Genomic DNA, 11,408 nt, shown 5'->3' with positions numbered 1-11,408 from the left:
CATCGGCCCGGGCAGGTGCTCACCGACGCCGACGCGCAGGTCCTCGCCCTGCTCGGCGGCCCTCCCGGGGCCCCCCCCGCCCACAACTCGCCGGGGGTGTGGCGCGCGCCGGACCCGCCCCCCGGCCCCCCCCGCGGGGGGGGCCCGGGCGGACCCCCCCGGGGCGCGGGGCCCCCCCCCGGGGCGGCCCGCCACCCGGCGACCGGTCACCGGACACCCACCGCCCGGATGATCTCCTGGCGGACCGAGCCGCCCCGGTCGTCGTGGGCGGAGGCCCGCAGCGACACGTACGCGGCGCCGCGCGGAACGTTCAGCGTGCCCTTCCAGCGGGCCGTGCCGCCGCCGCTCAGCGGGACGGTCTTCCAGGTGGCCCCGTCGTCGTAGGACACCTCCAGCTTTCCGCCGCCGAGGGTGCCGGTGTCCGGCGCGCCCTTCACGTACTCGGCGTGGATGCTCACCGGCACCCGGCCGCCGCGCACATCGCCCGCGAGGTCGGTGTCGACGTCGTAGCCGAGGTTGACGAGCGGGAGGAAGGTCCAGCGGTCGTCGGGGGTGGCCGCCGAGCGGACGGTCCACTCGGTGTGACCCTTGGTGGAGAGCTTCCAGCGCTCGGGGGCGAGGGTCGTGTCCGTGACGACCTTGTAGGTGTGCTCGTCGGCGGGCGCGTCCCAGACGTATCCCGCGGAGCTCTGCCGCCGGGCGAGCAGGGCACCGTCCTGGTAGACCTCGGTGAACTGCGTCATCCCGGTGTCGTCGCTCCACACGTCGCCGAAGCCGGTGTGGTCGGGCCCGGAGTCGCCCCAGCCGGGCGTGTTGAACTGGATGACGTTGCCCGCGCGCTGCTGGCCCCAGCCGAGTCCGGTGCCGAGCCAGGGGTGCCAGACGGGCTTGAACCAGTTCAGGGTCCGGTGGGTGCCGCCCCGGTAGGCGACCAGGCCGCTGCGCTCCTCCAGCGCGCCCGCCCCGACGTTCACGGACTCCGACCAGGTCTGTCCGGTGCCGGTGGAGACGTAGTCGGTGCGCTCGGCCGGGTAGTCGATCCGCTCCTGGAAGCCGAGTCCGATGGGGAAGGGGTCGACGATCGAGTAGCGGTACTCGCTGCCCGAGACCGGTTTCACCGCGTAGAACTTCGTTTCCAGCACGGCCAGTTCACCGCTGCCGGGCTCGTAGGCGAGGCTCCGGTCCGGGACGGCTCCCGTGTAGCCGCGCGAAAGGTCGTACACGTACGGCGAGTTGCGGGTGCCGGTCATGTCGACGGTCCGCTTCGCGCGCAGCCGTGCCGCGTCCGCCGCGTCGACCGTGGCGACCTGCAGCGGCCGGTCCTCGTAGGCGTCCGTGCCGAACCAGGCGTTGAGGCGTCCCGGCGAGTCGTCGGTGACGAACAGGGCCTTGGCGCCCGCGTCCTGGGCCGCCTGAGCGAGCGCGGCCGGCGAGACGCCGTCGGTGAGTCTCGCGAGCACGGCCTTGCCGCTCACGCCGGTGAACGGTCCGCTTCCGACGTCGACCAGCGGCAGCCTGGTGCGGCCCTCGGTCAGCGTGGTTCCCGGCTGGACGACCGTCTCCTTGACGCCCGCGACCTCGAGGAGCGGCTTCCCCAGCCGCCACACGGTCCGGTAGTCGAAGGTGCCCTCGGTGACCTTCTTGGTCGGGGCGGCGAAGACGCTGTCGTACTTGATGGGCAGCTGGACCGCGTCGAACAGGTCGGAGCCGCCGCCGGCGCGGTCGTACTCCATGATCAGTTGCCGGGTCTCGGTGCGCCGGCCGACCTTGGCGCTGATCTCCCGCAACGCCCTTCCGTCCAGGGTGACTTCGCGGTCCCGGTCGAGAGCGATCTGGGGTGCGGCGAGGAATCCGAGGCCGAGGGAGTCGGCGCCGTGGCTGCCGCGCACGTCGAGGAACGAGGTGAGGCTGTACGTGCCGGGGCGCAGCCTCAGCTTCAGCGTGCCCGAGTCGTCGACGGCCGTGGAGTACGCGTCGACATCCTTCGCGAGCTGCTGCACGACGAGGTAGGCCGCGCTCGGGCCGCCGTCCCGGTCCTTCACATGGACGGTGAGCGTGTACCGCTCCTCCTCCTTGACCAGCCCGAAGGCGGTGTGCGCGACGGGGGTGCCGTCCACCGACGCCACGATCCGCCCCGAGGTCTGGCCCACGGGCGCCTTCCGGCCGTCGCCGGTGAGCGTGGTGGAGGCGGTGCCGTGCGCGGGCACCGTGAGCGTGGTGTCGGCGAGGGTGGCGACACCCTCGCCGGCCCCCTCCGCGGCGAGCGTCAACTTCACCGCCGCGTCGGAGGAGTTGGAGTAGGTGATCGTCTTGGTGACGGGCTTGTCGTCCTCGTAGGGCCAGCCGACGAAGCCGAGGTCGGCGCTGCCCGTGGCGGTGACCTTCGCTTCGACGGCGTCCGGGACGCTCACCCGGCCGGTGCCCAACCGGTAGGCGGAGGCGTCGAGTTCCTCGGAGGTGGACATCAGCGCGTCCTTGAGCCGGGCGCCGGTCCAGTCGGGGTGTTCCTGGGCGAGCAGCGCGGCCACGCCGGCGACGTGCGGGGTCGCCATCGACGTACCGCTCATGGAGGTGTAGTAGCCGCTGCCGCTCACGAGCTGGGAGCGGGCGGCGAGGATGTCGACGCCCGGCGCGGAGAGGTCGGGCTTGAGCGCGTTGTCGCCGTAGCGGGGTCCGGCGCTGGTGAAGTAGGCGGCCTCGTCGGCGGAGTCGACCGCGCCGATGGTCAGGGCGGAGTCGGCGGCGCCGGGCGAGCCGATGGAGGAGGGGGCGCCGGTGTTGCCCGCGGCGATGACGAAGAGGGCGCCGGTCTCCTTCGAGAGGGTGTCGACGGCCGCGGCCATGGGGTCGGTGCCGTCGCTCGGCTCGGTCGAACCGAGGCTCATCGAGATGACCTTGGCGTGCACGTCGCGCGCGGCCCACTCCATGCCGGCGATGATCTGCGACTCGCTGCCCGAGCCCTGGTCGCTGAGCACCTTGCCGACGGCGAGCGTGGCCTCGGGGGCGACGCCCTTCTCCTGGCCGTCGGAGGCGGCGCCGCTGCCGCCGACGGTGGAGGTGACGTGCGTGCCGTGCCCGTTGCGGTCGGCGACCTCCTCCCCGTCGATGAAGCTCTTGGTCTGCGCGACCCGGCCGGCGAGGTCGGGGTGGCTCGTGTCGACGCCGGTGTCGAGGACGGCGACGGTCACGCCCTTGCCGGTGAGCCCGGCCTCCCATGCCTTCGGGGTGCCGATCTGCGCGTTGCTCTCGGCCATGTCGGCCTTGACGCGTCCGTCGAGCCAGACCTTGCCGATCCCGGCCTGCCGGGTCATCGCCTTCCAGAAGGTCCGGCCCTTGTCCGCGTCGACGGCCGCGCCGCGGATGCTCGGCAGGGATCGCGTCCGCTCGGCTCCGCCCGGGACCGTGGTGCGTGCCTTCGGGTCGTACGTCACGATCAGCGGCAGCTCACCGGTCTGCCCGTCGGTGAGCCCCTGCCGTATCAGCTCGCTGACGTCGAACAGCCGCCGGTCGAGGGTGCCGGCCTGCAGATACGGCAGCGCCTCGTCCGGTACGACGGTGACGGTGGCGTTCGCGACCTGGGTGCGCACGGCCCCGGTGGCCCCTCGGGGACGTACGACGGAGACGGTCTTCTTCCCGTCGCCGACGTCGGCGACGGTGACCTTGTCCCCGGTCACGAGGGTGACGGTGTGCGCGGTGCGGGCGGCTTTCGTCGCGGCCGGGGCGGCGGTGGTGTCCGCGGTGCCGGCCGCGGCCAGTGCGCCGGCCCGGCCCGTGGGCAGCAGCGCGAACACGAGCCCGGCCGACAGCAGCGCCGCCGGTCGTATCAGTGGTCCTCTGGTCATTCATGGCCTCTCTTCGTCGGCCGTACGCGCACCGGGCAGGGGGTGGCGCCCGGTACTTGCGAAGAGTGTCGGGGGGCTTGTGTTGCCGTGGCGTTGACGGAGCCTGGCGGGAAGGCGCCCTGGCGGCTTCCCGCCAGGACATGCCGGTAGGAGCCGCAGAAACCGGGACAGCTTCAAGTGGCTTGAACGGCAAGGCCGTTGCGTCGGCTGACGGCCCGGCGCTCCGGGCGCTCGACGACGGAGGCCCGGGGCCCGGCTCCGTGGGTCCGAGCCCGGCGGGCGGCTCGGAGCGCGTCACGGCTCCCTCGGACCACCCGTCCGGCGGCACCTCGCCCGGCGGTCCAAAAGGGGCGCGGACCGGGCCGCGCACGCAGGATGCGTGTTAAGGACCGCCGCCCGGCGGAGCCCCACGGTCTGCGCTCTCGGGAGGACCTGCCATGACCGCCAGTCTGGAGCAGCTTCGCCGCTGTCACTTCGCCGTCGACCTGGGCGCGGCGCGGACCCGTGTCTGGGTGCGGGGCGCGGGCCTGGTCGTCGATCAGCCGAGCGTCGCGGCGATCAACACGAAGACGGGCGCGCTGATCGCGGTCGGGGAGTTCGCGGAGCGGATGACGGGCCGCACCCCCGAGTACATCCGGGTGGTGCGCCCGGTGTCCGGCGGCACCGTCGTCGACATCGACATGGCCCAGCGGATGCTGCGCCAGCTTCTGGGGGACAAGGTCCGGCGCACCCTGCGCCGCAAGCCCCGGCTGCGGGCCGCGGCCTGCACCCCGCACGACGCGGGCCCGCTGGCCCAGCGCGCCACGATCGAGACGCTGGTCGGGCTCGGGGCGCGGCGGGTCGAGCTCGTCGACACCCTCATCGCGGCGGCGGTCGGCTGCGGACTGCCCGTCGAGCGTCCGGAGGCCACCATGATCATGGTGTGCGGGGCCGCCGCGACCCAGCTCGCCGTGCTGTCGCTGGGCTCGATCGTCACCGCCGAGCGCATCCCGGTCGGCGGTGAGGCCGTCGACCACGCGATCGTGCAGCACCTGCGCCACCAGCACGAGCTGATGCTGCCGAGTCAGGCCGTGCGGCCCCTGCAGCTCGCCCTCTCCGGGAACGGGCTGACCCCGCACGGGCCGGCCCTGACCGAGATCCACGGGCGGGACGTGGCGACCGGGCTGGCGCGTTCCGTGAAGGTCGACACCGCCGCCGTCCGCATGGCGATCGAGACGCCGCTGACCGCCGTACTGGACGGCATCGGAAAGGTGCTGCGGTCCTGCCCGCCCGATCTGGTGGCGGACGTCGCCGACCGCGGGATCATGATGGTCGGCGGCAGCGCGCTGCTCCCCGGGCTCGACCAGATGCTCCGGCAGGCGACCGGTGTGCCCGTCCACATCGCCGAGCGGCCCGAACTCTGTGCCGTCCAGGGCCTCGGCTACATGCTGGAGGGCAAGATCGAGCCGATGATCCTGAACCCCCTGGCCAACTGACGCACGGGCGAACCGGCGAACCGGTGTCCGAGGGGCATCGTACGACCGACCCCGTGCCCGGACTCCCGCCCCTGCTGGAGGCGGTCCTCAGCGTCGGCACCGAACTCGAACTGCGCGCGACCCTCCAGCGGATCGTGGACGCCGCCGCCGAACTGACCGGGGCCCGGTACGCGGTGCTGGGGATGCGGGACCCGGCGCGGGACGGGCTGGTACGGATCCGCACGGCGAGTCCGCGTTTCCCGGAGACGGGCCCCCCGTCCGAGGAGTCCCCCTCCCCCGGTCGGCGTGAGCCGCGTGAAGTCGACATCTGTCTGGACGTTCCCATCCGGGTCGACGACGAGGTGTTCGGCAACCTCTGTCTCGCGGACAAGTCCACCGGGCCCGTGACCCGCGAGGACGAGCAGGTGGTGCGTCTGCTCGCCGCGCAGGCCGGTATCGCGATCGCCAACGCCCGGCTGTACGAGACGGCCCGGCAGCGGGAGCGCTGGATCGAGGGCGCCGCCGCCGTCACCACCACCCTGCTCAGCGGCGGGACGGCGGCCGACGCGCTGACCACGGTCGCCGAACACGCCAGGGTCCTCGCGGGAGCCTCGGCGGGGATCATCCTCAAGCCCACGGCCGAGGGCGGCATGGAGATCGTGGTCGTCTCCACCCCCGGGGACCCCGCCGGCATCGTGGGCACCACCATCGCGCCCGGCAGTCCCGTCCTCGAACAACTCCTCGGCGGGGAGCCGGTGTTCATCGAGGACTCGGCGACCGACCCGCGGATGACGACGCCCGTACGGTCCCGGTTCGGGCCGAGCATGATGCTGCCCCTCCAGACCGAGGGCCGGCTCATCGGCACGCTGGCGCTGCCGCGCGGGCGGGGCGACCGCCCGTACACCGAGGTCGAACGTCTGCTGGCCACCCAGTTCGCCTCGCAGGTCGCGCTCGCCCTGGTCCTCGCCGACGCCCGGCACAGCCGTGAACTCCTCGCGGTCTACGAGGACCGGGACCGTATCGCCCGTGACCTGCACGATCTCGTCGTACAGCGCCTCTTCGCGACCGGCATGATGCTGGAGTCGACCCAGCGCAGGAACGCCGCGAACGAGGGCGGCGACGGGCAGGCGGAGGAGGTGTCGGCGACCCTCGGCCGGGCGGTCGACGAACTCGAGGCCACGGTCCAGGAGGTACGCACCGCCATCTTCGCGCTGCAGCAGCCGCCGGCCGACGCCCCCACCACGTTCCGCGGCAAGGTCCTGCGCGAGACGGCCGGCGCGGCGGCGGTCCTCGGCGTCCAGCCGTCCACCCGGTTCACGGGCCCGGTGGAGAACAGGATCACGGACCCGGTGGCGGGCCGGCTGCTCTCCGTGCTGCGGCGCGCCCTGGCCGGCGCCTCGCGACGGTCCGGGGTGTCGCGGATCGAGGTCGCCGTCGATGTGACGGTGACCCTGCCGGACGGCCGCCCCGGCGTCCGCCTGACCGTCCACGACGACGGCACCCCGAACGGCGCCTCGGCGGACCCGGACGTCACCTGGCAGTCACCCCTGTGACAGCCAGGGCCGTGGAGGGCGGGCCTCGATTTCCGTCCGGGGCGTACAACCCTCCTGCTGGGGGAGACGTCTGACGTCCGGGAATCACCGTTCCCCTGTCGTTCGTCCGTACGTATCCGCCGATTCACTCCGAGGGATCCCCCCATGCTCCGGACCGCATTCGACCGCCGCCCGCCGCGCAGGACCACGGCCACGGTCACCGCCGCCGCGATCGGCGTCTTCGGCCTGATGACGCTGGCCGCCGCGCCCGCCTCCGCCGACGGCTCCCCCACCGGTCTGGCGCTGGCTCCGCTGACCTCGATCGACGGGGTGAAGCCCGGCGGCAGTTTCCAGCTGCCCGGCACCTTCGCGAACAAGGGCGCCACGGATCTCGACAAGGTCTACCTGTCCTACTCCGTCACCCGCGGGCTGGCCCACCAGGAACTGCCGTCCAACTGCGTGCGCTACGAGGTCGTCGCCTTCGACGAGGCCCCGAGCCACTCGGACGCGGTCTGCGAGTTCGACCAGACGGTGAAGGCCGGTGCCGTCTACGCGCCGGAGAAGGCGCTGTCGCTGAACGTCCTCGACCACGCGCTGTACGACACCCTCCGCGTGTCGGTGGCCACGTACGACTCCGGTCCCGAAGACGGGACCAAGGAGACCGTCCGGGGCACCGGACCCGCGGTGAAGCTGACCGAGCTGCCCTCGGACACCCCGGTGGGCGACGGCGATCCGGCGCACCCGGACTGGGACGGGGTCACCGTGCCGGTCACCGCGGAGAACACGGCCGACTTCCAGGTGACGGGCGCCGAACTGAAGGGCCGCGTAGGCGACACGGTCGACATGACGGCGAAGTTCACCAACGCGGGTCCGGCCTGGGTGCTCGGAGATCTGGGCGCCCCGGTGACCCACGTCCTGATCAGGATGCCCGCCGGTACGACGGTGACCAAGGCGTCCGGCGCCTGCTCGAAGGTGGCCGCCGGCAGCTACCGCTGCGGCTTCGGCAACGCCTGGATCGACGAGAACACCGTCGCCACCTACCCGTTCAAGCTGCGGATCGACAAGGCCGTGGCCGGGGCCAGGGGTTCGGTGACGCTCGACGCCGACAAGCGCCCGTACGACAGGAACAAGAAGAACGACTCGGCCGCGATCGTGGTCGACGTCGACGGTGCCGGCGGCTCGACGGGCGGCTCCGGCTCCACGGGCGGCAGCGGCTCGACCGGCGGTTCCGGTTCCACGTCCACCACGGGCGGTTCCGGCGGCGCCTCCACCGGCGGCTCGGGCTCCACCGGCGGCTCGGGCTCCACGGGTGGCTCGGCGGCGACCGGGTCCTCCGGCTCCTCGGCCACCGGCGGCGACCTCGCGAGCACCGGCTCCGGTTCCGCCCTCCCCCTCGCGGGCGCGGCCGCCGCGGCCCTCGCCGCCGGTGCGGGCGCGATCCTCGTCGTACGCCGCCGCCGCGCGGCCCGGGACTGACGACCGGACACACCGTCCGGACAGGACACGGCCCGCCGGGAATCCACCCGGCGGGGCGTTGCTTTCGCACCGGCGGACGCGTCGGTGCGGGTGAGTCGGGGCGCGTGCGTCAGTACGGCAGCAGTCGGCCCGACGGCGTCCTGCGGTCGATCGGCATCTCGCGCGGAGCGGCGGGCCGACGGTTGACGCGAATCCGGATCTGACGGTTCATGACCCCTCCTCATGACTGATGAGACCGGCGTCCTCGTCGACGCGCATAGACGCATGGTGCCCACGGATGCGCCCCTCCTACCCTCCGAGCAGCATGTTCCGTCACGGCTCCGCCGCGGTGACCCCCTGCCCCGGCCGGGCCGGACACGCAAACGGCGCTTTCGGTTGTTCGCGGCTGATCGTCCGTGTTCACCTGGGCTCATGAACAGCACACACAGCGCGCGCCTCACGCAGTGGTGGGAAGCACTGGAGCCTTCGGCGCGGAAGGCAGTCCTCGATCTCCACCTGGTCGAGGGCGACAGGCTGCCCGAGCGGTTCGTACGGAGTCTCGCGGACCACGGCATCCATCCCGTCCAGTGGGAGGAACCGGAGGCCGGGCACATCGTGCCCGGGGAGGTGGTGGGCTTCCTCGCCGGGAAGCGGTCCGCGGACGGCTGACCGTGCCTCCCGCGGGCCGGATCGGGCTCCGGCGTCACCGCCCATGTCCCATGCCCGTCCCAGAGGTGTCGCGTTCCCGCAGGTCACGTGGGTGGGACTGTCCCGTCGTCCCGATCCGGATCAAGAGGATCCGCCGCGGGACAGGCGCTGCCAGCCTGATCGGCGGCCGGAGGTTTCCCGGCCACTGATCAGAGGGGGAACACCAGATGGGAACAAGGACGCTACTGCGGGGTCTGACCCTCGCCGTGGCAGCGGTCCTGCCCCTGTGCGGGCCGGCGGCGGTGCAGGCGGCGCCGGCCGCCGCGGTCGCGGTCTGCGGGCACACGAGCGAGCAGCCCACGCTGAAGCAGGGATCCACGGGGGACGCGACGGTCGAGGCGCAGTGCGAACTCGGCCTGGCGACGAAGCCGAGCAGGTACACGCCGATCGCGGCGGACGGCTCGTACGGAGCGGCGACCGAGACGCGGGTCAAGGAGTTCCAGCGGTGCGCCGGGCTGAGCGCGGACGGCGTGCTCGGCCCGAACACCTGGGCGGCGCTGAACTCCTGGGCCGCACAGCCGCACACCTGCGCGACCCAGGGCACGGCGGGGACGGCGCAGGCGACCGTGTGCGGCCACACCGACGCGCGCCCGACCCTGAAGAAGGGCGCGAAGAGCGAGGAGGTCAAGGAGGTCCAGTGCCGGCTGAACCTGGCCATGGAGCCGTTCCACTATCCGCCGCTGACCATCGACGGCGACTTCGGGGGCGGCACCGAGGACCGGGTCATCGAGCTCCAGCACTGCGCCAACCTCGGCGCCGACGGCACCGTGGGCCCCAACACCTGGGCGAAGCTGGTGGACTGGTCCAGCCGTAACGCGTACTGCACGCCGCCCCACCCCGCCGGCCACCCGATCGACGGCCTGGACACGGCCAAGTACCAGCACCCCGGCGGCGCGCCCATCGACTGGAAGGCCGTACGGGCCTCGGGCGCCGAGTTCGCGACGGTCAAGGCCACCCGCGGCATGAACGTCACCGACGAATACCTCGCCACCGACCTCGAAGGGGCCAGGACGGCGGGGCTGGCCGTGGCGCCGTACCACTTCTACACGGGCACGGCGGCCGACACGGGTGCCGCGCAGGCCGACCGGTTCATCGCCGCCGTGCGGGCGACCGGCTACACGGGGAAGCGGGCGGGCGACCTTCCGCCGATCTTCGACCTGGAGCGCATGGACGACGGCAGCGGACGCTGTCCCACCTACGGCACGGTGGCCGACGCCAAGGCCTGGCTCGACCGGGTGGAGAACGCCTTCGGCCGGGTCCCGATGATCTACACCCAGAAGTCCTTCCTGGACGACTGCATGGGGTCGACCACCGCCTTCGCCCGGTATCCGCTGCAACTCGCGGACTACCGCCAGTCGATCACCCAGCCGCCGGTGCCGAACGGCTCGACGACCTGGTCGATGTGGCAGTACACCGACGCCGCGATCTTCCCCGGCGTCCGGGCGCCGGCGACCGGGGACGTGTTCAACGGCACCCAGGCCGACCTCGACCGGCTGGCCAACCGGTGACCCCGGCCGCCACCGTCGCCGTACCGAGGAGCGTCCCCATGACCGCCCGGTTCGCCCGCGCGTCCCTCGTCGCCCTGCTCGCCACCCTGGGCCTCACCGTCCCGGCGCCCGCCTCGGCCGCCACAGCAACCGCCACAGCCGCCACGAGCTGTTACGGCGGAGCGGTCACGGTGCACTACGGGGAGGTGCGCGACTTCGGCCCGTACGTGACCACGAGCCGCTGCACGGACATCAACATGCGGATGACCGGCGGCGACGCCGAGTTCGGCTGGGCCTGCGTGCAGTTCGCGAGGGCCGGCGCCTGCAACTACTGGACCAAGATCGGCCGGAGCTGGACGACCATCGCCACCGACGTCCTGAACGGAACCAGGTTCACCGTGCCCAACGGCGTCGACCTGGAAGGCAGTTCCGCCACCTTCCAGATCGCCTTCTGACCTCTCACCCACCTCACCGAACGGAGACCACCATGACCAAGACCAGGGCGCTCGCCTCGGCTCTCGTCACCGTGGCCGCACTGCTGGGAGCGGGTGCCGCGCCCGCCGCCGCACATTCCTCGGCCGCGGCGACCAGCTGCTACGGCGGCGCGAAGACCCTGAACTACCGCTACCAGGCGGGACCCAGGGAGTTCGGCCCCTTCACCACGTCCTCGCGGTGCGGTGACATCAACATGCGGCTCACCACGGACGACGGGGGCTTCCTGTACGCCTGTGTGGTGTTCGTCGACCACACCGACGATTGCAACCACGGCGACAAGTACTCCCTCCACGGCACCCCGTGGGCGACCGTCGCCACCGACGTCAAGGACGGCACCCGCTTCGTCCTGCGCGTCGGCCCCTATGACACCGACGCGCAGAACGTGGACTTCCAGCTCGCCTACTGACCTCTTTCCGCTCCTTCTCGCACCACCGT

At 72.7% G+C, this 11,408-nt stretch carries 8 protein-coding genes; 7 read left to right on the top strand and 1 reads right to left on the bottom strand.

Annotated features, from left to right (window positions below; genetic code table 11):
* Positions 1 to 206: 206 nt before the first annotated feature.
* Entirely contained in the window at positions 207 to 3,842 is a 3,636-nt protein-coding gene (locus ACFXGX_RS31965) for a S8 family serine peptidase (protein ID WP_384798059.1), read from the bottom strand.
* 437 nt (positions 3,843 to 4,279) lie between these two features.
* Between ACFXGX_RS31965 and ACFXGX_RS31960 the strand changes: the two genes are divergently transcribed.
* The 7 genes from ACFXGX_RS31960 to ACFXGX_RS31930 all read left to right on the top strand — a co-directional run bounded on the left by ACFXGX_RS31960 (position 4,280) and on the right by ACFXGX_RS31930 (position 11,379).
* A complete protein-coding gene (locus ACFXGX_RS31960; RefSeq protein ID WP_355765043.1) occupies positions 4,280 to 5,317 on the top strand; it encodes a rod shape-determining protein in 1,038 nt (345 codons plus the stop codon).
* Between the two features lie 53 nt (positions 5,318 to 5,370).
* Positions 5,371 to 6,849 carry a GAF domain-containing sensor histidine kinase gene (locus ACFXGX_RS31955; protein WP_384798056.1) on the top strand — a complete coding sequence of 493 codons (1,479 nt, stop codon included), beginning with the start codon at positions 5,371 to 5,373 and terminating at the stop codon, positions 6,847 to 6,849.
* 144 nt (positions 6,850 to 6,993) lie between these two features.
* Entirely contained in the window at positions 6,994 to 8,304 is a 1,311-nt protein-coding gene (locus ACFXGX_RS31950; protein WP_384798053.1) for a hypothetical protein, read from the top strand.
* Between the two features lie 411 nt (positions 8,305 to 8,715).
* The gene (locus tag ACFXGX_RS31945; protein ID WP_384798050.1) at positions 8,716 to 8,952 is read left to right on the top strand and encodes a hypothetical protein; all 237 of its coding nucleotides are present in this window, start codon (positions 8,716 to 8,718) and stop codon (positions 8,950 to 8,952) included.
* A gap of 206 nt (positions 8,953 to 9,158) precedes the next feature.
* The gene (locus ACFXGX_RS31940) at positions 9,159 to 10,499 is read left to right on the top strand and encodes a GH25 family lysozyme (protein ID WP_384798047.1); all 1,341 of its coding nucleotides are present in this window, start codon (positions 9,159 to 9,161) and stop codon (positions 10,497 to 10,499) included.
* Positions 10,500 to 10,537: 38 nt separating this feature from the next.
* Positions 10,538 to 10,933, top strand: coding sequence for a hypothetical protein (locus ACFXGX_RS31935; protein WP_384798044.1), 396 nt, complete (start codon positions 10,538 to 10,540; stop codon positions 10,931 to 10,933).
* A 32-nt stretch (positions 10,934 to 10,965) separates the two neighbouring features.
* Positions 10,966 to 11,379: a hypothetical protein gene (locus tag ACFXGX_RS31930; RefSeq protein WP_384798041.1), complete on the top strand. Its 414-nt coding sequence runs from the start codon at positions 10,966 to 10,968 to the stop codon at positions 11,377 to 11,379.
* Positions 11,380 to 11,408: the final 29 nt, after the last annotated feature.

Origin of the sequence: Streptomyces sp. NPDC059371, assembly GCF_042751995.1 — a bacterium.
GTDB lineage: Bacteria > Actinomycetota > Actinomycetes > Streptomycetales > Streptomycetaceae > Streptomyces.
Note: the sequence above shows the minus strand (reverse complement) of the source record. Positions and strands in the feature narration are given on the sequence as shown.